This is a genomic window from Micromonospora sp. DT15 (assembly GCF_049841475.1).
Taxonomy (GTDB): Bacteria; Actinomycetota; Actinomycetes; order Mycobacteriales; family Micromonosporaceae; genus Micromonospora.
Map to the genome: position 1 here is coordinate 370,597 of NZ_JBNCKJ010000003.1, position 24,126 is coordinate 394,722.

The 24,126-nt window shown below is 70.8% G+C and carries 21 protein-coding genes; 8 read left to right on the plus strand and 13 right to left on the minus strand.

Annotation, left to right across the window (positions count from 1 at the left end):
• Positions 1-164 precede the first annotated feature (164 nt).
• Complete coding sequence (locus tag ACLQ3F_RS09280; protein ID WP_425847855.1) at positions 165-1,367, plus strand: RNA-guided endonuclease InsQ/TnpB family protein; 1,203 nt, start codon at positions 165-167, stop codon at positions 1,365-1,367.
• Between the two features lie 235 nt (positions 1,368-1,602).
• Here the strand turns inward: ACLQ3F_RS09280 and ACLQ3F_RS09285 are convergent, their stop codons facing one another.
• From ACLQ3F_RS09285 to ACLQ3F_RS09300, 4 genes are all read right to left on the minus strand, one after another.
• Positions 1,603-1,767, minus strand: coding sequence for a hypothetical protein (locus ACLQ3F_RS09285; RefSeq protein ID WP_425847857.1), 165 nt, complete (start codon positions 1,765-1,767; stop codon positions 1,603-1,605).
• A 67-nt stretch (positions 1,768-1,834) separates the two neighbouring features.
• Complete coding sequence (locus ACLQ3F_RS09290; RefSeq protein WP_425847860.1) at positions 1,835-4,708, minus strand: FAD-binding and (Fe-S)-binding domain-containing protein; 2,874 nt, start codon at positions 4,706-4,708, stop codon at positions 1,835-1,837.
• A 25-nt stretch (positions 4,709-4,733) separates the two neighbouring features.
• On the minus strand, positions 4,734-5,918 hold the full coding sequence (locus tag ACLQ3F_RS09295) for an anhydro-N-acetylmuramic acid kinase (RefSeq protein WP_425847863.1): 1,185 nt from the start codon (positions 5,916-5,918) through the stop codon (positions 4,734-4,736).
• 11 nt (positions 5,919-5,929) lie between these two features.
• Positions 5,930-7,495: a sodium:solute symporter gene (locus ACLQ3F_RS09300; protein ID WP_425847864.1), complete on the minus strand. Its 1,566-nt coding sequence runs from the start codon at positions 7,493-7,495 to the stop codon at positions 5,930-5,932.
• A gap of 253 nt (positions 7,496-7,748) precedes the next feature.
• Here ACLQ3F_RS09300 and murQ point away from each other — a divergent pair, with 253 nt between their 5' ends.
• Positions 7,749-8,642 (plus strand): N-acetylmuramic acid 6-phosphate etherase, encoded by an 894-nt coding sequence (murQ, locus tag ACLQ3F_RS09305; RefSeq protein WP_396791818.1) that lies wholly within the window; start codon positions 7,749-7,751, stop codon positions 8,640-8,642.
• A gap of 236 nt (positions 8,643-8,878) precedes the next feature.
• Here the strand turns inward: murQ and ACLQ3F_RS09310 are convergent, their stop codons facing one another.
• From ACLQ3F_RS09310 to ACLQ3F_RS09320, 3 genes are all read right to left on the minus strand, one after another.
• The gene (locus tag ACLQ3F_RS09310; protein WP_357262236.1) at positions 8,879-9,049 is read right to left on the minus strand and encodes a hypothetical protein; all 171 of its coding nucleotides are present in this window, start codon (positions 9,047-9,049) and stop codon (positions 8,879-8,881) included.
• 121 nt (positions 9,050-9,170) lie between these two features.
• Complete coding sequence (locus tag ACLQ3F_RS09315; protein WP_425847866.1) at positions 9,171-9,995, minus strand: hypothetical protein; 825 nt, start codon at positions 9,993-9,995, stop codon at positions 9,171-9,173.
• Between the two features lie 198 nt (positions 9,996-10,193).
• Positions 10,194-11,432, minus strand: coding sequence for an MFS transporter (locus ACLQ3F_RS09320; protein WP_425847868.1), 1,239 nt, complete (start codon positions 11,430-11,432; stop codon positions 10,194-10,196).
• Between the two features lie 184 nt (positions 11,433-11,616).
• On the opposite strand from ACLQ3F_RS09320, the gene ACLQ3F_RS09325 reads away from it, so the two are divergent.
• Positions 11,617-12,330: an alpha/beta fold hydrolase gene (locus ACLQ3F_RS09325; RefSeq protein ID WP_357206379.1), complete on the plus strand. Its 714-nt coding sequence runs from the start codon at positions 11,617-11,619 to the stop codon at positions 12,328-12,330.
• A gap of 67 nt (positions 12,331-12,397) precedes the next feature.
• On the opposite strand, the gene ACLQ3F_RS09330 is transcribed toward ACLQ3F_RS09325, so the two are convergent.
• The 3 genes from ACLQ3F_RS09330 to ACLQ3F_RS09340 all read right to left on the minus strand — a co-directional run bounded on the left by ACLQ3F_RS09330 (position 12,398) and on the right by ACLQ3F_RS09340 (position 19,031).
• Positions 12,398-14,281 (minus strand): alpha/beta hydrolase-fold protein, encoded by a 1,884-nt coding sequence (locus ACLQ3F_RS09330; protein WP_425847872.1) that lies wholly within the window; start codon positions 14,279-14,281, stop codon positions 12,398-12,400.
• Between the two features lie 289 nt (positions 14,282-14,570).
• The gene (locus ACLQ3F_RS09335; protein WP_425847874.1) at positions 14,571-16,136 is read right to left on the minus strand and encodes an alpha/beta hydrolase; all 1,566 of its coding nucleotides are present in this window, start codon (positions 16,134-16,136) and stop codon (positions 14,571-14,573) included.
• Positions 16,137-16,205: 69 nt separating this feature from the next.
• Entirely contained in the window at positions 16,206-19,031 is a 2,826-nt protein-coding gene (locus tag ACLQ3F_RS09340) for a BTAD domain-containing putative transcriptional regulator (protein WP_425847876.1), read from the minus strand.
• A gap of 183 nt (positions 19,032-19,214) precedes the next feature.
• Here ACLQ3F_RS09340 and wrbA point away from each other — a divergent pair, with 183 nt between their 5' ends.
• Complete coding sequence (gene wrbA, locus ACLQ3F_RS09345; protein ID WP_387350143.1) at positions 19,215-19,823, plus strand: NAD(P)H:quinone oxidoreductase; 609 nt, start codon at positions 19,215-19,217, stop codon at positions 19,821-19,823.
• Positions 19,824-19,902: 79 nt separating this feature from the next.
• Here the strand turns inward: wrbA and ACLQ3F_RS09350 are convergent, their stop codons facing one another.
• Complete coding sequence (locus tag ACLQ3F_RS09350; RefSeq protein ID WP_357227407.1) at positions 19,903-20,505, minus strand: class I SAM-dependent methyltransferase; 603 nt, start codon at positions 20,503-20,505, stop codon at positions 19,903-19,905.
• 198 nt (positions 20,506-20,703) lie between these two features.
• Here ACLQ3F_RS09350 and ACLQ3F_RS09355 point away from each other — a divergent pair, with 198 nt between their 5' ends.
• From ACLQ3F_RS09355 to ACLQ3F_RS09365, 3 genes are all read left to right on the plus strand, one after another.
• Positions 20,704-21,006, plus strand: coding sequence for a hypothetical protein (locus ACLQ3F_RS09355; protein WP_425847879.1), 303 nt, complete (start codon positions 20,704-20,706; stop codon positions 21,004-21,006).
• A gap of 75 nt (positions 21,007-21,081) precedes the next feature.
• Positions 21,082-21,918 (plus strand): alpha/beta fold hydrolase, encoded by an 837-nt coding sequence (locus ACLQ3F_RS09360; RefSeq protein WP_425847881.1) that lies wholly within the window; start codon positions 21,082-21,084, stop codon positions 21,916-21,918.
• On the plus strand, positions 21,911-22,501 hold the full coding sequence (locus tag ACLQ3F_RS09365; RefSeq protein ID WP_425847884.1) for a TetR/AcrR family transcriptional regulator: 591 nt from the start codon (positions 21,911-21,913) through the stop codon (positions 22,499-22,501). Before ACLQ3F_RS09360 ends, ACLQ3F_RS09365 begins: the two co-directional genes overlap by 8 nt.
• A gap of 90 nt (positions 22,502-22,591) precedes the next feature.
• Here ACLQ3F_RS09365 and ACLQ3F_RS09370 read toward each other — a convergent pair whose 3' ends face one another.
• Together ACLQ3F_RS09370 and ACLQ3F_RS09375 are read right to left on the minus strand one after the other, a co-directional pair.
• Positions 22,592-22,993 carry a hypothetical protein gene (locus ACLQ3F_RS09370; protein ID WP_425847887.1) on the minus strand — a complete coding sequence of 134 codons (402 nt, stop codon included), beginning with the start codon at positions 22,991-22,993 and terminating at the stop codon, positions 22,592-22,594.
• Positions 22,990-23,418: a hypothetical protein gene (locus ACLQ3F_RS09375; RefSeq protein WP_425847890.1), complete on the minus strand. Its 429-nt coding sequence runs from the start codon at positions 23,416-23,418 to the stop codon at positions 22,990-22,992. The genes ACLQ3F_RS09370 and ACLQ3F_RS09375 overlap by 4 nt, the downstream gene beginning before the upstream one ends.
• Before the next feature lie 81 nt (positions 23,419-23,499).
• On the opposite strand from ACLQ3F_RS09375, the gene ACLQ3F_RS09380 reads away from it, so the two are divergent.
• Entirely contained in the window at positions 23,500-24,117 is a 618-nt protein-coding gene (locus ACLQ3F_RS09380) for a TetR/AcrR family transcriptional regulator (protein ID WP_425847892.1), read from the plus strand.
• Positions 24,118-24,126: the final 9 nt, after the last annotated feature.

The following is a 24,126-nucleotide window of genomic DNA, read 5'->3' on the forward strand; positions in this document are numbered from 1 at the left end:
CCGGGAACCGGGGGTCCCCGGCTGGGGACGATCAAAAAGGTAACGGGGTGACGAGCAGGTGCACGTCGCTGTTCGAACCATGTGAGCGTGCAGGGCAGAAAACGCGGTGTCTGCCAGCGGGAGCGTCTCCTGAGTCGACCATGAATCAATGGCAGACTGTGGTGGTGCTGCTTCGGTACAACTACCGCGCCTACCCGACGTCTGTCCAGCAGCAGGCGCTGGCGCGGGCGTTCGGGTGTGCGCGGGTGGTGTTCAACGATGGGCTGCGCGTACGTCAGCAGGCGCGGGAGGCTGGCCTGGCGTATGTGACGGACGCCGAGCTGTCCCGACAGGTAACGGCGGCGAAGCTCACCCCGGAGCGTGCGTGGCTGGGCGAGGTGTCGTCGGTGGTGTTGCAGCAGGCCCTCGCGGACCTGAACACCGCGTACCGCAACTTCTTCGCCTCAGTTTCCGGCAAACGCAAGGGCCGCACGGTGGCTGCGCCCCGGTTCCGGTCCCGTAAGGACAACCGGCAGGCCATCCGGTTCACGGCCAACGCCCGGTTCAAGGTGCTGGACAACGGGCGGCTCAGGCTGCCGAAGATCGGCGACGTGCCGGTGCGCTGGTCGCGGACGCTGCCCGCCATGCCGACGTCGGTGACGGTGATCCGGGACGCGGCCGGTCGGTACTTCGCGTCGTTTGTCGTGCAGAGCTCGGACGGGCCGCTGCCGTCGGCCGCGTCCGAGGTGGGTATCGACCTGGGCCTGACGCACTTCGCGGTCATGTCCGACGGCACGAAGGTCACCGCGCCGAAGTTCCTGCGCCGCGCGGCACGCAAGCTCAAGCGGTTGCAGCAGGACCTGTCACGCAAACAGCGCGGCAGCCGCAACCGCAAGAAGGCCGTTGTGAAGGTCGCCCGAGCCCATGCGCGAGTGGCCGACACCCGACGGGACTGGCAGCACAAGCTGTCCACGGCGATCATCCGCGACAACCAAGCGGTGTACGTCGAAGACCTGTGCGTGAGCGGGCTTGGCCGCACGCGGCTGGCAAAGTCGGTACACGACGCCGGGTGGGCGCAGTTCACCGCCATGCTGGAGTACAAGGCCGCCCGGTACGGGCGCACCTTTGGCCGGGTGGACCGGTTCTTCCCGTCCACCCGGAAGTGCTCAGACTGCGGCCGAGTCACCGACAAGATGGCACTGAATATTCGTGTGTGGGTTTGCCCGTGTGGCAGTCACCACGACCGCGATGTGAACGCCGCCAGGAACATCAGGGCCGCCGGACGGGCGGACCTCAACGACCGTGGAGCGCAGATAAGACCGGCACCCGTGCCGGCACCACGCAGAGAAACGGTAACCCGCCGGGAGCTTGCCCCTACGGGGATGTAGCAGACCGACACCTTCGCCCTTGGGGCGGAGAGGACGTCAATACTACAACAGCGGCCACCATCTTCGCCGGTGCGAGCCAGGACTTCGCGGCCGGAGCGAAGGGAAACCTCAGCCTCCGATCAGCCCGGTCGACGGGCCAGGACGAGAGGACGCAGTTTCGCTGTGAGTTCGTCGTTGAGCACCAGTTGGTAGTACGTCCCACCCGTCGAGCCGTAGAGAATCGCTCCGCAGGAATTCACCTTGCCAGGCACAGCGAGAAGCGGCTGACCAGCTTGCCGGTCTTGGCCTCGAACACCCGGTAGGTGTAGCGCGCCGAGCGCAGTTCGGCGGTCGTCCTACCGCCGGAGCTGCTGCGGTAGTTGCACGTCTCGACCTTCTTGCTCCTGCTCGGCCCGAGCACTCATCGATGCTCGGGCCGAATCCGCTGGGTGTCGACGATGTTACCGGCCGCGTCGGTCGGCCGCCGGTTACGCCAGCGGCTCGATCGCCTCGAGAAGCACCTCGAGCACATGCCGGTACGGCTGGCCGGTGGCCCGGCTCATGCCCATCTCGCAGGTGCGGTTGCAGGAGGCGTACGCGTCGTGGTCGCGCTCATTGATCTCGGCGGCCTGCGCCGCCGTGGCGCCGGCTGTGACCTCGGGGTGTAGCAGCCCCCGGTCACCGGCGAAGGCGCAGCACCCCCAACTGTCCGGCACGGTGACGGTGTCGGCGACCGCCCCGGCCACCGCGCGCAGGTCGTCGATGCCGCCCAGGTGCACGGTGGAGCAGGTGGGGTGCAGCGCCAGCGAGCCCAGTCGCCGGGGCTGCGGCAGCGCCGGCAGGAGGTGTTCGGCGGTGAATGTCACGCTGTCGACGAAGCGCAGTGCGCCGTAGCGTGCCTGTTCCTCCTCGGCCAGCGCGGCCGTCAGCTGCGTCAAGCCGTGCGTGCACGATGACGCGTCGCACACGACAGGCAGGCGACCCTCGTCACTGGCCGTCCAGAGCGCTTCCAGGGTCCGCTGCGCCATCTCGCGGTGGCCGGCGGGGTAGCCTTTGGACTGCCACGGGGTTCCGCAGCACAGGCCCGCCGTGCCGGTCGGTACGACGAGCGGCACCCCCGCCAGTTCGCAGAGGCGCAGGAACGCCGCCGCCGACCCGCCGGAGGAGCCGTCCTCGGGGGCGAAGAGACTGCCGACGCAGGCCGCGAAGAACACCGCCTGGGCGTCCGGCGCGCTGCGCGGGGTGGGGCGGGGCGCGCCGGCACGCGGCATATCGTCGGTCCACAGTGGCACCAGCTCGGAGGCGCCGAGCCCACGGATCATCCCGGTGGCGGCGCGGGTGACCGGTGTCGGCACCGCGTGCGCGGCGGTCAGCCCCATCCGGACGCCCGTCACGGCGGCCTGCCAATGCTTCGCGGCGGTGCGGGCGGTGCGCTGGGCGCGAGGGCTGTGCCGCTCGGCGCGCAGCCGTTTCATCGCCGCCCCGGTGTCGATGCCGACCGGGCAGGCGGTGACGCAGAGGCTGTCCGCGGCGCAGCTGTCCACCGCGGCGTACTCGTAGTCGGCGGTCAGCTCCCGGCGGCGCTCCTCGTCGCCGGCGGCGGTGGCGAGGGCGATCTGCCGTTGCAGGACGATGCGCTGCCGCGGTGTGGTGGTGACGTCGGCGGTGGGGCAGACCGGCTCGCAGTAGCCACACTCGACGCAGGCGTCCAGCTCGTAGTCGACCGTCGGGACGGCCTTGAGTTGCCGCAGGTGCACGGTCGGGTCGTCGTTGAGCAGCACACCGGGGTTGAGCAGGCCGCTCGGGTCGCACAACCGCTTGAGTTCACGCATCACGTCGTACAGTTCGTCGCCGTACTGCCGGCGGACGAAGGGCGCCATGGCCCGACCGGTGCCGTGCTCCGCCTTGAGTGTCCCGCCCTCGGCGAGCACCAGGTCGACCATGTCGTCGGTGAACCGGGCGTAGCGGTCGATCTCGGCCGGGGTGTCGAAGGACTGGGTCAGCATGAAGTGCAGGTTGCCGTCCCGGGCGTGTCCGAAGATCACCGCGTCCGGGTAGCCGTGCCTGTCGAACAGGCGGATCAGCCCGTCGCAGGTGCCGGTCAGGCGTGGCATCGGCACCGCGACGTCCTCCAGCAGGGCCGTGGTGCCGGGCGGGCGGGCCCCGGCGACGGCGGTGTAGAGGCCCTTGCGCAGGTGCCACAGGTTGGCCCGTTCGCGTGGGTCGCGGGTCAGCTCGGTGCCGGTGACGGCCGGCAGCCGGTCGAGTACGGGCCGGGCGTCAGCCAGCGTCGCGGCCAACTGCTCCGCGCTGTCCTCGGCGAACTCCACCAGCAGCGCGGCGTGCCCGGTGACCGTCAGCCCGCGCAGGGCCGTGCTGGCACCCGGGTCGCGCTGGCTGACCCGCAGCGCGGCCGCGTCGAGCAGCTCGGCGGTACGGGCGCCGGCGGCGAGCAGCGCCGGCAGCGCGTCGGTGGCGTCGGTGAGACCGGGCAGGATCAGCAGGCCGGTGGCGGCGTGGCCGTGGATCTCGACGGTACGGAAGACGGCCTCGGCCACGAAGCCGAGCGTGCCCTCGCTGCCGATCATCAGGTGGGCGAGCATCTCGACCGGGGTGCTGTGGTCGAGCAGGGAGTTCAGCCCGTACCCCATGGTGTTCTTCATGGCGAACAGCCGCTCGATGGTGGCGCGCGACCCCGGCGTCGAGCGCACCCGGTCGCGCAGGCGCAGCAGCCCGGCGTGCAGCTCGGGCTCGTCGGCCCGCAGCCGGTCGTCGGCGTCGCGGGCGCCGGAGTCGACGACGGTGCCGGACGGGAGCACGAAGCGCAGCGACTCCATGGTGCGGTACGCGTTGTCGGTGGTGCCGCAGGTCATCCCGCTGGAATTGTTGGCGACCATGCCGCCCACAGTGCAGGCGGCCTCGCTGGCCGGATCCGGGCCGAGTCGGCGTCGGTAGCGGGCCAACCGGGCGTTGGCCTGCCGGATCGTCAGGCCCGGCTGGAGCCGGATGCGGCGGCCGTCGTCGAGGACCTCGGCGTGACGCCAGTCGGTGCGGACGTCGACCAGCACGCCCGCGCCGCCGGCCTGCCCGGCCAGGCTGGTACCGCCGCCGCGCAGGGTCAGCGGCACGCCGGCCTCGCGGGCGCCGGCCATCAGCGCCCCCACCTCGGCGGCCGAGGAGGCGCGGACCACGGCCTGCGGCTCGAACAGGTACGGCGAGGCGTCGTGTGCCGCCGCCAACCTCCGGGGCAGCTCGGCGCTGGCCCGGTTCGGATCGTCGAGACGCGAGCGCAGCAGTTCGGCGACCTCGCGGGCGCGAGCGCCGGCCGCGCTCGGCGGCGGCACGGGTACGACGGTGCTCATGGGCGGATCCTCCGAGAAGGGATGGTCAGTCGGCCACCGGAGACGCGACGACAAGCAACCGGGCGGGGGCGGTGCTGGCCGGAGCCGGCAGTCGCAGCGGCTGCCGGCCGGGGGTGATGCTGCCGAGCACCGAGGCGTGCCGCGCGCCGGTGCCCGAGGGCAGGGTGCCGGGCAGCCCGTGCACGGTCAGGTAGCCCAGCAGCGCGAAGGCCAGCGCCTCCTTGGCGTCCGACGCGATGCCCAGGTCGTCGCTGGAGGACAGTTGGACGCCGGGCAGCTCGTCGGCGAGCATGCGCATCAGGGTCGGATTGTGTGCGCCGCCGCCGGAGACGACGAGCCGGGTGACGCCGTGGTCGCGGCAGGCGCCGGCCACAGTGACCGCCGTCAGCCGGGTGAGCGTGGCCAGCACGTCCTGCGGGTCCGGTGTGGGCGCGTCGGCGAGGGCGGCGAGCAGGTACGGCAGATGAAACAGCTCTTTCCCGGTGCTCTTCGGGCCGGGCAGCCGGTAGTACGGCTCGTCGAGCAGCCGCCGCAGCAGGTCCGGGTTCACCTGCCCGGCAGCCGCTCCGCGCCCGTCCCTGTCGTACTCCTCGGTGCCTCCGCTGAAGTGGCGGGCGGCGGCGTCGAGGAGTGCGTTCGCCGGTCCGGTGTCGAAGGCGAGTGGGTCCGCGTCCGGCGCGACGACAGTGATGTTGGCGATGCCGCCCAGGTTCAGCGCGGCCGGGACGCCGGGTAGGCCACCCAGCAGCAGTGTGTCGAAGAGGGCGACCAGGGGGGCGCCCTGGCCGCCGGCGGCCACGTCGCGGCTGCGCAGGTCGGCCACGACCGGAAGGCCGGTGGCCTCCGCTATCCAGGCCGGCTGACCCAGCTGGAGAGTGCCCCGAACCCTGCCGTCCTCCACCCAGTGATGCATCGTCTGCCCGTGCGACACGAGCAGGTCGGCGTTGCCGTCGCACAGCTGGGCGAGGGCCCGCGCGCCGGCCTCGGCGAAGGCCTGACCGATGCCGGTGTCCAGCACGCAGATCGCCTCGGTGGTGGTCGCCGTGGGCGGCAGGGCCGCGGCGATCTGCGTGCGCAACTCGTCCGAGTAGGGGTGGCTGAGCCGGCCCAGCGGTCGCATCCGCAGGGTGTCGCCGCTGAGCTCGAACTCGGCCGCTGCGGCTTCGATGCCGTCGTAGGAGGTTCCGGACATCAGGCCGATCACGCGCATCACGTCCTCCTTCACGCCCGGCCGGCTGGCGCCGCCGCCGCGTCGTCGTCGACCTCGTCGGTACGTCCATGGTCGTACGGCGTCTCCGGGGCCGGGTGGAACCGGCTGGACACCACGCCGACGACCAGGGTGATCAGGACGCCGATCGGGACCAGCCACTGCGCGGCGATGGCGGTGGCGGTGGTGGCTCCGGCCGTCGTCACATCGATCTTGACGTAGCGGACGATGTAGGTCATCACCGCCACGGTGACCAGGAAGGCGATCACCGCGTCCACCTGGTTGGCCCGCTTGACGAGACGGCCGAGCAGGAAGGCGCCGAGCAACGCCCCGTAGGTATAGCCGGCGATGGTCAGACCGGTCAGGTAGACGTTTCCGGTGCTGGAGCTGAACGCGCAGGCGAAGATCGCCATCAGCACCGCCCAGACCAGGGTCATCACCCGGGCGAGCCGGAGCATCGTGTCGTCGGACGGCACCGTGCGGAAGAAGCTGTGGATGAAGTCGGCGACAGTGGAGTTCGACATCGAGTTCAGCGCCGAGGACAAGGAGCCCATCGCGGCGCCGAGGATGCCGGCCACCAGCAGACCCGAGATGCCCACCGGCAGGGCGTGCAGGATGAAGCTCGGGTAGAGGTTGTCGCTGCTGGCCAGGCCGAGCTCCTTGAAGGTCTGACCCTTGTTGTACGACCACAGCAGCGCCCCGACCAGGGAGAACGCCGCGAACTGGATCACCACGAAGATGCCCGAGGAGATCATCGCCTTCTGTCCCTCGCGCAGCGTGCGGGTGGACAGGATGCGCTGCACGATCAGCTGGTCCGAGCCGTGGCTGGCCATCGCGAAGATCGCGCCACCGATGATGGCGGTCGGCAGGGCGAACGGGCTGGTGAGCACGTGCGCGAGGTTGAAGTTGGTGTCGAAGAGCTGGAACTTGCCGGCGTCCAGCGCCTGCGAGTAGCCGTCGAAGCCGACGGCGTGGCTGAGCACCGCGATGGCCAGGATGGCCCCGCCCAGGTACAGCCCCATCTGGATGGCGTCGGTCCAGATGACCGCCTTGATGCCACCGAGGTAGGTGTAGACCACAGTGATGAGCGTCAGGACGATGATGATCGCCTGATAGCCGACATTCAGCCCGAACTCGTCGAGAAGAAGTTTGATGGGGATGGCCGAGGCGAACAGCCGTACACCCTCGGCGAGCAGGCGGGTGAAGACGAACGTCACCGACGCCAGCCCTTGAAGTTTCAGGCCAAAACGCTCACCGAGGTACTGGTAGGCGCTGACGAACCCACCCCGCTTGTAGAGCGGGATGAGCACCGCTGCCACCACGACCCGACCAATGACGTAACCCAGGGCCAGCTCGACGTTGCCGAAGCCCTGACCGCTGTAGGCGCCGCCGGGAACACTGATCACGGTCAGAACGCTGGTCTCGGTGGCCACCACCGAGAACGAGACGGTCCACCAGGGCAGCCGACCCTCGCCCACGAAGTAGTCCTTGGCGGACTTCTGTTTACCGGACAGGCGTAGTCCGACGAAGGCGATCACCACGAGGTACAGCACGATCACGACGAGGTCGAGTTGACGCACGGCTCGCTCCCAACCAGCGGTTGTCAATAAGTGACGTTGGGCCAGCCTAACTCGAAACTTTTTGCCACCGCCGGTCCGGGCTGGTTACGCTGTGGTTTCAGCCTGCTGATACGGGGACTGTTCGCAGCTGCGCCCTCGGCCTGGCCGCGGCGGCGGGTCGCGAGACGCGCTCGACGACGAGCCGCCACCGAGCGATCGGAGACCTCTCCCCGCCGGCCGGCGACTGCACACCAGCGAGAGGAACGAGCACCCCGTGGACCTCAGCACCCTCGGCACCGAGACCCGCAACGACAAGACCGGCGACCTCGACCGGATGTCTCCCACCGAGTTGCTTCTCGCGATGAACGACGAGGACCAGACCGTGGCCGCCGCCGTCCGCCGGGCCGTGCCGGACATCGCCGCCGCCGTCGACGTCATCGTGGCCTCGCTCCGTCAGGGCGGACGGCTGATCTACCTCGGCGCGGGCACCAGCGGCCGGATCGGCATGCTCGACGCCGTCGAGATCCCACCCACCTTCGGTACGACGCCCGAGCGGGTCGTCGGTCTGCTCGCCGGCGGGGCACGAGCCTTCGGTGTCGCCGTCGAGGGCGCTGAGGACGACCCGACCCGCGCTGTCTCCGACCTCGACGCCGTCGGTCTGACCGCCCGCGACACTGTGGTCGGGCTCGCCGCCAGCGGCCGTACCCCGTACGTGGTCGGTGGGTTGGATCATGCCCGCGCGCTTGGCGCGGCGACCGTCTCGGTGGCCTGCAACACCGACGCGGTGACCAGCCGCCACGCCGACGTCGCCATCGAGGTGCCCACCGGTCCCGAGGTGCTGACCGGCTCCACCCGGCTCAAGGCCGGCACCGCCGAGAAGCTGGTCTGCAACATGCTCTCGACGGCCACGATGGCCCGGCTCGGCAAGGTCTACGGGAATCTGATGGTGGACATGAACGCCACCAACGAGAAGCTCGTCGACCGGGCGCGTCGGATCGTCGCCGACGCCGCCGACACCGATCTCGACACGGCCGCGAGGGCGCTCGCGGCGGCGCACGGACACGCCAAGACGGCCATCGTGCTGCTGCTGGCGAACTGCACCGCCGAAGAGGCCGCCGCTCGGCTGCGCGCCGCCGACGATGACGTACGGGCGGCCGTCGCGGCCTGATCCTCGGGTTCGCGGCGGCGCCGGCGGGGTCACTGCGCAGGTCGAGGACGAGCTGCTCTCGGGAGCCGTCACCGCCGATGATGGCGAGGCCAGGATGCGCGACGGTGGCCTCGTCCCACGCCTCACGCAGCTCTGACCGAACCGTGTCCAGGCCCGCGCAGCGGCTTGTGCCGGGGTGGTGATCTCGTCAGGTCGACGAAGCGCCCCGTCCGCAGTGGACGGGGCGCTTCGTGGTGTCAGTTGAGCGGTGAATCCGGAACCGTTCGGTCCTCGTCGACGTCGGGGGTACTGGCCAGCTCGATCCGGGGGGACCGGTCCGGCGGGAGGTGGGCGAAGTCGGCGATGACGACGACATCCACCTCTCCGTCGATCATCGACTGCTCGATGGTCTCCCAGGGAGCCCGCATGACTCCTGCGAATCGGTAGGAGTTTCGACGGAGGTGGCTGAGACACCTCGCGACGACGGGCTCCGACGGCTCGATGTCGGCGGGGATCCAGATAACGGCGATTTCCATGAACCTCTCCTGATCAACGTCGTGGACGCGAGTGGGTGATCAGGAGTTGTCGGGGCGGGGGAGGGCCCCGCTCGACGGGTCGGCTGGTAGCGCGCATGTCGACGGCGGTGACGGTGAGCCCTGCGCGCAGAGGCGAGGTGTGCGGCGGAGCTTCGGCCGTTGAGGTGGGTGGGTCGGCGCCGCCGGCACCGACGCCGGTCGGTGCGGACGCGAGCGCCAGGACGAACGCCGGTGGCCCCGGTGCGGGCCGGGCGGGCGGGTTGGGCCGCTGTCCGGTGACGGCGGCCTCCGTCTTCCTCGCCTGCCTCGACGCCTCGCCGTCGGACGTGCCGTTCGCGCCGCCCCGGGACACCGTCGCCGGCACGGGCGTCTGCGGTGTCGGTGGTGGCTGCGAGTCGGCCCGTGCCTTCGGGGACTCCGAGGTGGACGGTGCCGGTGTGGCCTTGGGTGACGACGAGGGGGTCCCAGCCGGCCGACTTGGCCGGGCGGTGGAGGGCTTGGCTGACGGCGTCGGCACCGAAACGGGAACCGCCGACGGCAGGGGCAGCGGGTCCGTCGACGGTAGAGGCACGGGCACGGAGACGACAGCGGTCGGCAGGGGCAGGGGGACGGTCAGATCCAACTCGACCACGTCGGCCACCGAAACCTTGATGGCCTCCGGCGAGGTGGCGACCTCCACCAGTGGGAGCCGCGACGGCGACGGGGTGTCGGCGTGGGCGGGGTCGGCACCCAGAGCCGCGCCGAGCGCCACCGCGCCGAGCGCCACCGCGCCGAGCGCCACCGCGCCGAGCGCCACCGCGCCGAGCGCCACCGGGGGGAGGCTGTGCCTCAGCCGCATCAGACGCAGACTGCCGTCAGTGGGATCGCCAGCCCTACCTGGCCCGGGTCACCGGTTCGGTGCTGCTGGCCGTGCGGATGCCCCGCGCACCCTCCAGTTCCCTCCATGGGCGGGTTCTTGCCCCAGGGGACTGAGGGCTACACCTTCTGTCGATATCCGCTGAGCGATGTGGGCAGATCGGGAGCGCATCCGGCTGGTTCACACCCGCGCCTCGGCGGGTGTCGGAGTGGCGCCGAGCGGCAGGTCACGCAGTCGCCGAATCGGCGTCGACAGGTAGATGATCGGGGACAGCACGGTGAGCGCCCCGAAGATCAGCAGGGTGGTACGGGCACCGAGGGGCCCGGCCAGGATGCCGGCGAGCAGGCCGCCGACCGGGATGGCGCCCCAGGAGACGAACTTGACCGTGGCGATCACCCTGGACAACAGATCCGGCGGGCTGGCGATCATGCGGTACGTACGGGTGGTCACGCTGAGCACCACGTTGGAACTCGCGAAGATGAGGTTTCCGACGGCGAAGGCCACGAACGCGGCGGTGCCGGTGCCCAGCGGGATGATGAGCGCGCCGGCCACACCGACGAAGGCCGCGATGATGAGGCCGCGGGCGGTGCCGAACCGATCGGTGAAGCGGGTCGTCAACGCCGCGCCGATGAGCGCACCGAGGCCGTCGGCGGCGATCAACAGCCCGACCATGAGCGGCGGTGCGTGCAGCTCGCGCACCAGGTAGAACGGGAACAGGGCGAGCATGCCACCGTTGACGAAGTTCGTCGCGGTGGCGTCCCACATGGCCGGTCTGATGATCGGGTGCCGGATCACGAAGTGCCAGCCCTCGCGGATCATCGTGGTCATCGGCGGCCGCTCGGCCGGTCGCTGCACCCGCCGGGCCGGCAGGGTGCGCAGCAGCGTGGCGGAGAGCAGGTAGCTGACGGCGTCCACGAACAGCGTCGGCACGGCGCCCAGCACCTGCACCGCGAGACCGCCCAGGGACGGCCCGCCCAGCGAGGTGGCGGCGTGCGTGCCGGAGGTGAGGCTGTTGCGGGCCTGCAACTGCGCGGCCGGCACGATCTCCGGCAGGAAGGTCTGGTTCGCCACGTCGAACAGCACGTTGGCGAAGCTCACCACCAGGGCGACAGCGATCAGCTGGGCCACCGTCAGCATGTCGAACCACCAGGCCAGCGGGACCGACGCGATGGCGAGGGCCCGGACCAGATCCAGGGCGACCTGCATGCCGCGCAGCGGCAGACGCTGCACGATCACGCCCGCCGGCAGGCTGATCAGGAGGTACGCCAGATAGCCCGCCGCCGTGATCAGACCCATCTCGAAGGCCGACGCATGCAGCACGGTCAACGCGGTCAGCGGTAGGGCCAGCGCGCCGACCGCCGAGCCGAGTTGGCTGGTGGTGCCGGCGACCCACCACCGCCAGAATGCAGTAAGTCCCATAATGGAACTCACTATAGGGTCCGGCGCGCGGGCGGTCGACCCCGTATATCCGGGTGGTCATTGGCGGGCGGTCGACGTCATCGGCGAGCCGGTCGGACCCGACGTTTCACACTCGCGTGACGGGTATCCAGGCGTACCAGTGCGACCTGCGGTAACAGCTTCACGGAGTGAGGGGGCACCTGTCATGCCTGATCCACAGCCCACGCTCGTGCTCGTGCACGGCGCATTCGCCGAGTCGGCGAGCTGGAACGGCGTGCTCGAGCGGCTGGGCGCCGGCTACGACTCGGTGGCCGTCGCGAACCCCCTGCGCAGCGTGGCGGGCGACGCCGCGTACGTGCAGGATGTCGTGCGGGGGATCGGTGGTCCGGTCGTCCTCGTCGGCCACTCGTACGGCGGCATGGTGATCACGCAGGCCGCAGCCGGCGACACCTCGGTGCGGGCCCTCGTGTACGTCAACGCCTTCGCCCCGGACACCGGTGAGTCGGCGCTGGCGCTGTCCGCGAAGTTTCCCGGCAGCACCCTCGCCGACACGCTGGTGCAGTACCCGGTGTCGACCGGTGGGAACGAGGTGGCGATCGGCCAGGAGCAGTACCACGCCCAGTTCTGCGCGGACGCGTCGGACGACATGGCCGCGCTGATGGCCCGGACCCAGCGGCCGATCACCGAACAGGGCCTGGGCGACAAGCTCACCGGCGACCCCGCCTGGCGATCGCTGCCCAGTTGGTTCGTGTTTGGCGACGCCGACAAGAACATCCCCGCCGAGGCGCACCGCTTCATGGCGGAGCGGGCCAACCCCCGTGGGCAGCGCGAGGTCGTCGGCGGGTCGCACGCGATGGCGGTGGCCCGGCCGAGCGAGGTCGCCGAGACGATCATCGAGGCGGTTCGGGGCGTGAGCTGACGGTTCGGACGGACAGCCGGTGGTGGGCCAGCGACGAGAGGTCGCCGGCCCACCCCTGCCTGCTTGCCTAGCGGACCCGCAGCTGCTGGTGAACCGCAGCGGTGGGGGCGTGGGCCGCGTCACCGGAGTAGGCGACGTGCACCGGGTACACCCCTGCGGGCAGCCCGGCGGTCGGCAGCTCGACGACGGCCGTGCCACCACGGAGGGCAACCACCCGGGTGGTGCCGCCGAAGGTGACGGCTACCTCGCCGGTCACCTTCGGAGCCTTCGGGTGCGGCGACTGGGCCCGGACGTCGACGGTCAGCGTGAACGTGCCACCGCGAACGACCGAGGCCGGCGTGGCCTTCGCCTTGACCGCGACCCGTCCCGGGCCCGGAGGCGTCAGGGTGACCTGGGCCGAGCGCGACTTGGACGGGTCGACCACCGACGTGGCCACGACGGTCAGCGACGACGCGGTCTCCGCTGCGGCGACCGAGAGCAGACCCTCCGCGGAGATGCTGGTGTCGGTGGAGGTCGCTCCCTGCACCGACCACGTCACCGCCGGGCTCACACCCTCGTTGGTCGTCACCTGGGCGGTGAACTGCCTTTCCCAGTTCCAGCCCTTCGTCAGGTTCACCGTCGCGGGCGTCACCGACACGGAGTCGACCCCCGACCACAGGTGATCCCGGGCGAAGATCGTGAACAGCTGGCCCGCCGTCATCCCGTCGTGCGCGCCGGGGACCTGGGTCGTCGCGGCGGCGTATCCACGCGCCCGGAAGTTGTCCGCGATGGCGTTCTGGGCGTTGAGGTTGCCCTCGAAGACGCCGTTGCCGAGGAAGACCGAGAGATCGTCGTCCCCGACCGCGTTCGCGATGGTGTCGTAGTCCTGGGTGGTGAGCGACGGGTTGCCCGAGAAGTGTCCGTAGAACGCGAAGGTGGTCGGGTAGTTCTTGATGACGACGCCGCCCGTCATTCCGCCGTACGAGAATCCCGCGTAGGCCCGCCCGGAGCGCTCGGTCGAGACGTTGTAGCTGCTCTCGACGAGGGGCAGGATCGTCTGGACCAGGTTGTTGGCCGCGTTGGTCTGGTTGTAGGACGCGAAGCCGAGGCTGGTGCCCGTGAAGTGGTTGCCCATGGTGACGACCACTGTCGGCTCGATCTCGCCCCTGGCCGTCATGTTGTCCAGGATGTTCGGGACGTTCGCGGGCACCATGAAGTCGGTCTCGTCGCCGAAGATGCCGTGGGCGAGGTACGCGACCTTGTATGGCTCCGCGCGGTTGGCGTCGTAGTTGGCCGGCAGGTAGACGCCGAGGTAGTGGCCACTGTCGCCAAGGATCGTGGTGTACGGCACGTACCTGACGGTTCCCCGCTTCGCGCGGTCGGCCACCGGCAACTCGTAGTCCGCACGCGCCTTCAGCACCGGGTCGTTCTGCTTCTTGGCGTACGGCACGTGGACGGCATCGAGGACGTCGTTGTTCCTGACCCGGAACGAGGCGTCGCCCGGCGGCCGAGGGTTCGTCGAGGCGGGGTCCCAGATGCGCTTGTTCTCCCAGCCCTGCGTCGGGTCCCAGACGCGGTACCAGTAGCTGAGACCGCCGGCGTGCAGCGGGACCGAGACCGACCAGTTCCCCTTCGGATCCCTGGTCATGTCCCGGAGGAACTCCGTGCCGCCCGCGTGATAGCGCCCCGGCTGCCATTCTTCCGGCTGGTAGCGGGTGGTGCCGGTGCCGACGTCGAGCAGCGTCAGGTCCCCGGCGAGGCGGACCTGGGTGGCCTGCGGATTGCGGTAGACGAACGTGACGGTGTATCCGGTCGGTGAGTTGCGGTCCGCCTTGACGGTCGCACCCGGCGCGGGAGCGGGCCTGCCGGCGGCGGCAGCCGGCGCGGGGACGACGGCCCCCGCAGCGAGCGCCGTGAACGTGAGAATCGAGATCGCAAGCCGGAGCCTGCGTCTTCCGGTCGTTTCCCTCATGCGCGAAGACTCCTTTGTGGTGGTCGCTCGTCGCGGTCTGGTCCGGTGTGGGGAGTTGAGGGCTTGGGTGGTGGTCGCTAAATCGAATTAGCATCGGGAGTGTGGCATGGGTACCCCTTTCGATGTCAAGGGTGCCCAGGTTCGGGCCCGCGCCCGCCGCGATAGGTCCACCACCCCCGACCTGCGGGTTTCTCCGAGCCGTATTACCATCGCCGCCCTGCCGAGCGAGCGGCGACGCCCCAGCACCACCTACCGTGAGCTGGAGCGTCGCCGTGACACCGTCGGCGCGTCAGACCGGGGCGGCCGGGCAGCTCGCGCCGGCCGGCGGTGTGGTTCTGGTGATGAGGTACCGCTCCACCTGACGGCGGGTGCACTCGGTCCTCGGGTAGCTGGCGTGGCCCGATCCCTCGTAGGTGAGGAGGTGGCCCCGGCTGCCGAGCTGGCGCACCACCCGCTGGGCCCCGTCGTACGGGGTGGCCGGGTCGTACCGCCCGTTGAGCACCAGCAGCGGCGCGCTCGTCCGGACCTGCAGTCGATGTTGTGGGTTGGTCGCCGTCCAGCCCAGGCAGATCGCGCCGAAGCGGACGGCCAGCGGGGAGGCTCGCAGGTGCGGTGCCGTGGCGCGGGACAGGTCGAGATACCGGTTCCAGTCGGCGAACCCGTCGATCGGCAGCGACCAGTCCTGGCAGAACGCCGGTAGCGCGTACTCGGTCAGGTCCTCGTCGCCGTCGACCGGCACCATCGGGGACGCGAGTGAGGCCGGCTCGCCCCGCTCCAGCGCGAGCAGCATGGTCGCGAGATCGGCCCAGGTCGCGTCGAAGAAGTTGACGAACGTCGCGAACCCAAGCTCGAACCAGCTCAGCGGGGTGCCGGTGGCCGCGTCGACGAGCGTGCCGGCATCGGCACGGCGCATCAGCCGGTCGTAGAGCGCCGGCACGTCACGTCCGTGCAGCGCGCAGCCCGGGTTTCGCTCGCACCAGGTCACGAACTCGTGGAACAGCGCCTCGTTACTGGCCGCGCCGCCGCGGAAGTATTCCCGGACCCCCTGGCTGTGGTCCATCACGCTGTCCATGACCAGGGCGCGGACACGGTCGGGGAACAGCTCGGCGTAGGACTGCCCGATCAGGGTGCCGTAGGACCACTGGTAGAGGCTCAGCTGCCGCTCACCGAGTGCGGCCCGGATAGCGTCCGTGTCGCGCGCGACGCTCACACTGTCCAGGTGGTCGAACAGTGGGCCACTGTTGGCACGGCAGTCGTCTCGCAACTGCCGGTTGTAGGTGCGCAGCCGCTCGAACTCCGCCGCGTTCGCGGGTGTCAGGGAGGGGTGCTGACCGAGCAGCGCCGATGAGCAGCGCACCGGTGCGCTACGGACCGTGCCCCGGGGGTCGAAGCCGACGATGTCGAAGCGGCGCAGCACGTCCGGCCCGAGCTGGCTGGCAGCCGTCAACGCCACGTCCACCCCGGACAGGCCGGGACCGCCCGGGTTGAAGACCAGGACACCGATGCGGGCGGCCGGGTCGGTGGCGGGACGCCGGGCCAGCGCCAGAGGGAAGGTCTCCCCTCCCGGTCGGGCCCAGTCGACCGGCAGGCGCAGGGTGCCGCAGCGCGTGCCCGGATCGTCGGGCTGCTCCGGGCACGCCTGCCAGTCGATGCGATCGTTCCCACCGCCGGTGACGTCCACGGTGACCGGCCTGGCACCGCCGGTCGTCGGCGTGGTGCCCGCGAGCGACGGTGGGGCGTTGAGCGACAGGGTGACGAGGGCCGCGACGACGGCCGAGAGGCTGCCGAGGAGCCGCCGTCGTCGACGGTCGACCCCGCGCGGATGCCGGATGGTGGTTCTCTTCGTGGTCAACATTCGTCCAGCCTGCCGACGCCCGGTCCACGTCGGATCCATGCCGGTCCGGGGACGGCCGGCGCAGGACGTTCACTGGTACGCGGCCAGCCGTTCGGCCAGCACCGCGGCCTGTGGATGACCGACCCGGTCGAGGATCGCCAACGCCTGCCGCCACAGGTCGACCGAGGTGTCGTGGTCGCCCAGCGCCTGATGGGTGTCGCCGAGGCGGACGAGCGTGTCCGCCCTCCCGCACGGGTCCTGGACCTCGGAATAGAGCGTGAGCGCGCGCCGATAGCAGTCCGCCGCGCTCGGGTGTTTTCCGAGGCCGTGATAGGCGAATCCGAGACTGTCCCAGGTGTGGGCCGCGCCGAGCCGATCCTCGGCCTCCTCGTAGAGCGCGAGCGCCCGCTCGCAGTAGGCGATGGCGCGGGCGTGCTCGTCCAGCCGCGCGTGGCTCCAGCCGAGCGCGTTGAGCGCCGCCGCCTCGCCGAGCCGGTCGCCGGTGTGGCTGGCCAGTGCCAGCGCGTGCCTGGCGTGCGGCAGCGCCGCCCCGGCGTCTCCCTCGATGTCGGACAGCCAGGCGAGGTGCAGATGGGCGCTGACCTGCCCCGGGCGGTCGCCGGCCTGGTCGTACCGTGCCATCGCGCGCCGGAGGTGGTGGTGGGCCGCACCGAACCGGCGGTTCTGGATATGGGCCAGCGCGAGGTCCCGGTGGGCCAGCGCCTCGGCCCGTGGGTCAGCGCGGCGGCACGCGACCGCGACCGCGATGGTCTGCACGGTGGCCAGGTCGTGCCACTGCGAGAGCCGCCCGAGCAGGGGAGTGAGGGCCTGGGCGAGCTGCCCGGCGTGGGCGTCGAAGCCGTGCGCGACCGCGTCGTCGACGGCGGCCAGCAGCACCCGCTGTTCGATGGTGAACCAGGCCAGCGCGGCCCGGTGGTCGGCGAACGCCGACGGTGACGCGTCGGTGGGCAGGAGCGGCGGATCGAGCGGCTGCCAGCCGGGGTCGACAAGCCTCGCCGCGTCACGAGCGACACGCAGGTAGTGGTCGAGCACGCGCCGGCGGACGGCGCCACGGTCGGCCGGAGGGTCGAGAGCGCGCGTCAGTTCCTCCCCGTACGCGCGGAGCAGATCGTGACAGCGGAAGCGGTTGGGGGATTGCTCGGCCAGCAGGTTCGCCCGGGCCAACTCGTCGAGCGCCGGCCGGATCAGGTGCGGTGGCGCCCCGGCGAGGCTGGCCGCCGCCGCCGCGCTGACGTCCGGGGCGGGATGCAGGCTGATCTGCCGGAACAGCCGGGCCGCGTCCGCGCTGAGCAGTCGGTACGACCAGGAGAGCACCGTGCGCACGTCGGTGGCGGCATCGTCGGTGGCCAGGGCGGTGAGCCCGCCCCGGCTCGCCGCCAGGTCGTCGGCGATGGCCTGGAGCGGAAACGTGGGCCGGGCGGCGGCTCGCGCGGCCACGATGGACAGAGCCAGGGGCAACCGCGCGGTACGTCCGATCAGCTCGTCGACCGCTGCCGGCTGGGCGATGACCCGCTGCGCGCCCAGTCGGCGGACGAGCAGTTGGCGCGCTTCGTCGTCGCTGGGCAGGTCCAGGGCGAGGAGATGGGCGCCATCGGTGGTGACCAGGCCGGGCAGGGTGTGGCGACTCGTCACGAGCACACCGCAGCGTGTCGACCCTGGAAGCAGTGGCCGCACCTGTTCCGCGTCGCGGGCGTTGTCGAGCAGCACGAGCAGCCGTCGGGCTGCGGTCAGGCTGCGGTACAGGGCGAACTGGGCCGCCGGCTCCGCGGGGATCTCCAGGAGCTTCACACCCAGGGCGGGCAGCAGCGAGCGTACGACGGCCGAGGGTGACGCCTCCTGCGTCGCGGTGCCGAATCCGGCCAGGTCGACGTGGAGCTGCCCGTCGGGGAAGTGATGCCGGTTGTCGTGCGCCCAGCGCAGCGCCAGCCAGCTCTTCCCGACGCCGCCCGTACCGGTGATGACGACGGTGCTGGCCGAGCGGGGGTCATCGAGCAGCAGCGAGGTGAGCCGGGCCAGCTCCCGGGCCCGGCCGGTGAACAACGTCGGTGGGGCCGGCAGCTGCCGGGGGACGAATCGCGGCGGGGTTCCTTCCGAGGGCCGCGGATCGGATGCCAACGGCTCGCGTTCCGCCCGCAGGATGCGGGTGTGCAGCTGTTGGAGATCGGGACCGGGCTCGACTCCCACCTCCTCGGCGAGGAGGTGGCGAAGCTGCCGGTACGTCGCCAGCGCGTCGGCACGCCGGCCGGTCCGCGCCAGGGCCACCATCAGTTGCCCCCATGGGCGCTCGCGCAGCGGGTCGTCGTCGACCTGGCTCCGCAGCGGTTCGATCAGCTCGTGATGCTGTCCGGCGCGCAGTTTGAGGTCGACGACCTCCTCCACCAGGCTGGACCGCTGTTCTTCGAGGCGCGCTCGGACTGAGCGCAACACCCCCCAGCCGGGGAGGCCCGCGAACGGTTCCCCACGCCAGAGCGCCAACGCGGCCTCGAACGTCTCCTGGGCGGCTGACCAGTGACCCTGCCGCAGCGCGGAATACCCGCGCTGGGCCAGGTCGTCGAAGGCCACACTGTCCACCGTCAGCCCGTTCAGGGCAAGACGGTAGCCGGTGGGCCCGGCGACGATGGCGGGGTCGGGGAAGCCCGGGGAGCGCAGTGCCCGGCGCAGCGCCCAGACATAGGTCTTCACGTTGCCGGCTGCCGTCTTCGGTGGGCGCCCCTGCCACAGCTCGTCGACGAGTTGGTCGATGGACCACCCGGTGCCCGGCTGCGACATCAACACGGCCAGGAGGCGCACCTGCATCGGCGTGCCGAGGGCCAGCGGTTCCCCGCGGGCCGACCGCGCCTCGACCGGCCCGAGCAGGTGGTACCGCGCCGCCGGTGGCGTCCCCGCGGGGTCCATCACCTCATCGTAGGGGCGCGCGCATTCCGCCTCATCGGCTGGACGGCTGCGGCCCGCGCCGTTCCCCTGGTGTGCTCCGTCACGCCGGTGGGCATGGTCAGGAGGTTGGGACGCCGCCAGGCGGCTGCTAGTGTCGAGATTGTTGCGGCCGCAAATTTATCAGCGGCAACTACTTTGGGAAGGATGCCTCCGATGACCAAGCTCTCCGTCATCTACTACTCGTCCACCGGCACTCTGCACGCCATGGCCAAGCGCCTCGCCGAGGCTGGCGAGAAGGCTGGCGCCGAGGTGCGTCTGCGTCAGGTTCCGGAGCTCGCCCCGGCCGAGGCCATCGCCTCCAACGCCGCCTGGAGCCAGCACTTCGACGCCACCAAGGACGAGGCGAAGGCGACCGCCGACGACGTCGTCTGGGCGGACGCGGTGCTGTTCGGCACGCCCACCCGCTACGGCAACGTCGCCAGCCAGCTCAAGCAGTTCCTCGACACCCTCGGTCCGCAGTGGGCGCAGGGCCAGCTCGCCAACAAGGTGTACGCCGGCTTCACCGCCTCCATGACCGCGCACGGCGGCCAGGAGTCGACCCTTCTCGCGCTCTACAACACCATCCACCACTTCGGGGGTCTGGTCGTCGCCCCGGGTTACACCGACCCGCTGAAGTTCGCCGACGGCAACCCGTACGGCGTCTCGCACGTCACCGGCGGCAGCAACGACGCCCCGCTGGGCGACGCCCAGTTCGCCGCGCTCGACCACATGGCCGAGCGGGTCGTCACGATCGCCGGGAAGCTCAACGCCTGAGTGCTGACGCCCGCCCGGACTCGGGTGCTCAGCTGGGCGAGGGCCGGTCTCCCAGACGGGAGGCCGGCCCTCGGCGTCCTCACACCGCGATCGCCGCGATGGCGGCAAGCAGCCGATGCTCGTCGGTGGCAGGCCGCCGGAGGCGTTCCACCTCGCGGAAACCGGCCCGGCCGAGTCGTTCGGAGACTTCGTCGACCGGCCAGCGGTAGGCGGTCAGGACCTTGTGGTCGAAGGCGCCGACCTCCTCGGCGTCGAAGACGCCCAGGACCAACCGCCCGGCCGGGACCAGCACCCTTCGGAACTCCTTGAGCATGCCGTCGAACTCGGGCGGCGGAAGATGAATCAACGAGTACCAGGCCAGGATGCCGTCGACGGAGTTCTCTGCGATGTCGAGGCGCTCCATCGAGCCGAGGTGGAACTCGACGCCCGGGTGGGCCGCCCGGGCGTGGGCGATGAACTTGGGGACCAGGTCGATCCCCACTGCGTCAACGCCCAGCTCACAAAGGTATCCGGTGAGGTGGCCAGGCCCGCACCCCAGATCGAGCACCCGGCCGGGCCGGCTGCCCAGGTGTCGCCGGATGAGAGCGAGGTCGTCGGCGTCCACCTGCTGGCTCGTGCCGAACAGCTCGATGTAGAGCTCCGCGACGGACGTGTAAGCCTGTCGCACCGTGTCCGTTTCCATCGCGGAACTATACGGGTCACCGGACCTTGCCAGGTCGTCCTACCGTGACGGGCATGACAGGTCGCGCCACGACGTCGATATCGCCAGTCAGATCGCGGCGCTGTCGTACAGCGACAACGTCCGCCCCTGAGCTTCGCGCCGGGCAGAAACGACTTCGGCGGCTCCGGCCGCCTCATCGACGCGATCGTCACCGCACGGGTGAACGGCACCGAGATCACCGGGACGATCGATGTGACCCGGGTTGCCGCCGGTAACGGGATCAGCTTCCGCCCCCCTCCCGGTGGTGTCTTCCCGGACGGCGCACGCAGCCACGCTTTCCGGGCGACGCTGGACACCGAGGGTCGGCTGGTCACCTTCCTGATCCCGGAGGCCAACGGGTTGCCGAACGCGTCCCTGCGCTACAGCGACTTCGGTACGACGGTCACTGTCGCTCGGCCGACCGGGGCGGCCGCCGCCCCCGATGCCCTCTATCCCCAGCTCGGCATGGGTGGAGGGAAGTAGCGGCGACCGACACTTGCCCATCTCGGCTAATGTGGTTAGCCTTTAGCTAATCTCGTTAGCTTGGTGGAGGACGTCATGACCGAATACCTGAACATCGCCGGCAACACCCTCGCGTACGAGGTGACCGGGCAGGGCCCACTTGTCGTCCTGGCGCACGGCATGGGCGACAGCCGGCACTCCTACCGGTTCGTCGCCCCGGCTCTCGCCGCGGCCGGATACCGGGTCGCCAACGTCGACATTCGTGGCTGCGGCGACTCCAGTCTCGGCTGGGACGGCTACAGCCGCACCGACATCGCTGGTGATCTGGTCGCCGTCGTGCGCCACCTCGGAGGCCCCGCCGTGATCATCGGCCAGTCGATCAGCGGCGGCGCCGCGACCATCGCGGCCGCCACCGCCCCCGAGCTGATCACCGGCGTCATCGAGCTGGCGCCGTTCACCCGTGCGCAGTCCTTCGACCTGGGTGGTCTGGTGCGGGTGAAGCGCTTCCGCGCCGGCTACCTCCAACTGGCGCAGGTGCTCGTGCGGGGCAGCGTGGCGAACTGGCGCAGGTACCTCGACGTGGCGATCCCCACCAAGCCCGCCGACTGGCACGGTGAGCTGGCGCGCATCGAGGCCAAGATGAGTGAGCCCGGCCGGATGAAGGCCCTCCAGTCCATGGCCAAGAGCAGCCCGGCCGACGCCGGTCGGCAACTGCCGAACGTCACCTGCCCGGTCCTGGTGATCCAGGGCAGCGTCGACCCCGACTGGGCCGACCCACGGGCCGAGGGTGAGCGCATCCTCGCCGACCTGCCGCGAGGGCTCGGCGAGCTGGCTGTCATCGAGGGCGCGGGCCACTACCCGCACGTCCAGACGCCCGACGAGGTCCTCGCGCTGACCCGGCCCTTCCTCGCCCGGACGCTGACCAGTGCCTAAGGCGCGGCTCACCCCGGCATCGGTCACCGAAGCCGCAGCCGCGCTGGTCGACGAGGTCGGCTTCGACAACCTCAGCATGGGCCTGCTCGCCGAACGGCTGGGAATCAAGACCCCCTCGCTCTACAAGCACGTCGCCAGCCAGGCCGACCTGGCACACCGGATCGCCATCCTGGGGATGACCCAGGCCGGCGACGCCCTCCGTGACGCCATCCAGGGCCGCTCCGGCAGCGAAGCCCTCGCCGCCGGAGCGCAGGCGATGCGGACGTTCGTGCGGGAACACCCCGGCCGGTACGCGGCCAGCAACGCCGCCCGCCCGACCGGCCCGGACGACCCGTTCATCCCGGCCAGCGAGAGGGTGCTCGCCTCATGGGCGGCCATGCTGGGCGGGTACGACCTCGACCCCGGCCAGGTGATCCACGCCATGCGGACGCTGCGTAGCGTCCTGCACGGGTTCGCCACCCTTGAGGTGGCCGGCGGGTTCCAGATCGACGCGTCCGTCGACGAGAGCTTCAGCTGGCTGGTCAGCTTCATCGATCAGGGCCTTCGCGCCGGCGCCGTCAGTGGCAGCGACGTCGCGAGCTGACACCGGGTCGCCTCGCGGATCGCCCGCCACTGTCGGGTGACGGCGACGGGCGATCCGGCGCTTCCGCTCGCCGGGGGAGAAGCGGATCGGTCACGGCGCGGCCCGGGAGTACGGCCGCTCGTTCGACGAGCCGTCGGGCCTGCTCGAACGCCGCCTGCCGATGTGGAGGGCAGCTGCCGCGGCCAGCGCGGCCACGACGATCAGTGCGGCGAAGACCGGGTGCATGTCCTTGGACAGGCTCGGGGCGCGGTCGGGCCCGATGGCCCAGAGGATCAGCGGAGTGGCGTAGGCGGTGGCGAGAGCGATGGTCCAGCGACGTAGTCGGCGTAGGTGGGCGTGGCGCAGGCTGACGGTCAGCGCGAGGACGACCGGGACGATGGCCAGCATGGCGAACTGTCCGACGACCAGGACCGGGACCGCCCAGATCGAGATGGTGACGCTCCGGTCGACGCGGCGGGAAGGCGAGGTGGAGGGCAGTGTCGTCTTAGTCATCGGGTCGGGTTGGTGGTCGCGGGACGCCACGCCAACCAGCCACGGCACAGCACGTACGCGGCCCCGACGACGGCGACGAGCCCGAAGTCGATGACGGCCGACAGGCGGGCCTCCGGAACGTCTCCGATCAGCGCGCCGAACACGACGAGGGCGGCCTTGCCGGCGAGCACGATCTCCCAGACGCCGGCCGCTTGGCGCGGCCTGACCGCCAGCAGGGCGAAGAGCGCGGCGAAGATGCCGAAGCTGGAGACCCGCCAGCCCTCGATGAACAGGCGCTCGTCGCTGGCGTTGATGGTCAGTAGTACGCCGTTGACGAACGCGACGCCGGTGGCGAGGGACGCGAGGGCCGCCAGCGCACGGCCGGCAAGGTCAGCGCGGTGGGTGGGGGCGGCGGTGTCGATTCGGGTAGCGGTCGCTGTGGTCATGAGAGGCTCCTTGTTGAGAAAACGTCCGTCAACTTACAGTCGTTAACTTACGCGCTCGCCTAACGCCTGTAAAGTCAAGGGGTGACCACACCGAGAACGCGGGCCCGCAACAAGCGCGGCGAAGGTGCCCAACTGCGCGACGAGATCGTCGACGCCGCGATGACGCTCCTGGAGGACGGAGCGCCGCAGGGCGTGACCCTGCGGGGGATCGCCCGGCAGGCCGGCATCTCCGCGCCGTCGATCTATCCGCACTTTCCGGACCTGGACTCGATCCTGCTCGCGGTCGCGCAACGCGCGTTCGACATCCTGGAGCAGGAACTGGGCACACCAGAGGACGCGGATCCGGTCGAGCGCCTACGCGTGACCTGCGCGGCCTACCTGACCTTCGCCGAACGCCGGCCCCACCAGTACCGGGTGATGTTCGGCGCCGTCTGGGACGCCGGGCAGGCCCTTGAGCGGGCGCCCGCCATGGCGGACGAGCTCGCCGTGCTCGGCATGGGGGCCTTCGAGGTCTTGCGGCGTAGGCTCGCGGACTGTGTTGCGGCGGGACGGTCGACCAGCGCGGACCCCTTCGGCGACGCGACAGCGCTCTGGGTCGGGCTGCACGGGTTCGCCCAGCTCCGCGTGGCAGCGCCGCTGTTCCCCTGGCCGCCGGAGTTGCGCGACTCCATCATCGACCGGATGGCGTTGCTGCGCTGAGCGGGCGGC

Excerpts from the sequence above, each read along its gene's own strand:
- ACLQ3F_RS09290 (WP_425847860.1), bottom strand. The coding sequence starts at position 4,708 with ATGAGCACCGTCGTACCCGTGCCGCCGCCGAGCGCGGCCGGCGCTCGC.
- ACLQ3F_RS09295 (WP_425847863.1), bottom strand. The coding sequence starts at position 5,918 with ATGCGCGTGATCGGCCTGATGTCCGGAACCTCCTACGACGGCATCGAA.
- ACLQ3F_RS09310 (WP_357262236.1), bottom strand. The coding sequence starts at position 9,049 with ATGCGGGCTCCCTGGGAGACCATCGAGCAGTCGATGATCGACGGAGAG.
- ACLQ3F_RS09315 (WP_425847866.1), bottom strand. The coding sequence starts at position 9,995 with ATGCGGCTGAGGCACAGCCTCCCCCCGGTGGCGCTCGGCGCGGTGGCG.
- ACLQ3F_RS09320 (WP_425847868.1), bottom strand. The coding sequence starts at position 11,432 with ATGGGACTTACTGCATTCTGGCGGTGGTGGGTCGCCGGCACCACCAGC.
- ACLQ3F_RS09325 (WP_357206379.1), top strand. The coding sequence starts at position 11,617 with ATGCCTGATCCACAGCCCACGCTCGTGCTCGTGCACGGCGCATTCGCC.
- ACLQ3F_RS09330 (WP_425847872.1), bottom strand. The coding sequence starts at position 14,281 with ATGAGGGAAACGACCGGAAGACGCAGGCTCCGGCTTGCGATCTCGATT.
- ACLQ3F_RS09335 (WP_425847874.1), bottom strand. The coding sequence starts at position 16,136 with ATGTTGACCACGAAGAGAACCACCATCCGGCATCCGCGCGGGGTCGAC.
- ACLQ3F_RS09340 (WP_425847876.1), bottom strand. The coding sequence starts at position 19,031 with ATGGACCCCGCGGGGACGCCACCGGCGGCGCGGTACCACCTGCTCGGG.
- wrbA (WP_387350143.1), top strand. The coding sequence starts at position 19,215 with ATGCCTCCGATGACCAAGCTCTCCGTCATCTACTACTCGTCCACCGGC.
- ACLQ3F_RS09350 (WP_357227407.1), bottom strand. The coding sequence starts at position 20,505 with ATGGAAACGGACACGGTGCGACAGGCTTACACGTCCGTCGCGGAGCTC.
- ACLQ3F_RS09360 (WP_425847881.1), top strand. The coding sequence starts at position 21,082 with ATGACCGAATACCTGAACATCGCCGGCAACACCCTCGCGTACGAGGTG.
- ACLQ3F_RS09370 (WP_425847887.1), bottom strand. The coding sequence starts at position 22,993 with ATGACTAAGACGACACTGCCCTCCACCTCGCCTTCCCGCCGCGTCGAC.
- ACLQ3F_RS09375 (WP_425847890.1), bottom strand. The coding sequence starts at position 23,418 with ATGACCACAGCGACCGCTACCCGAATCGACACCGCCGCCCCCACCCAC.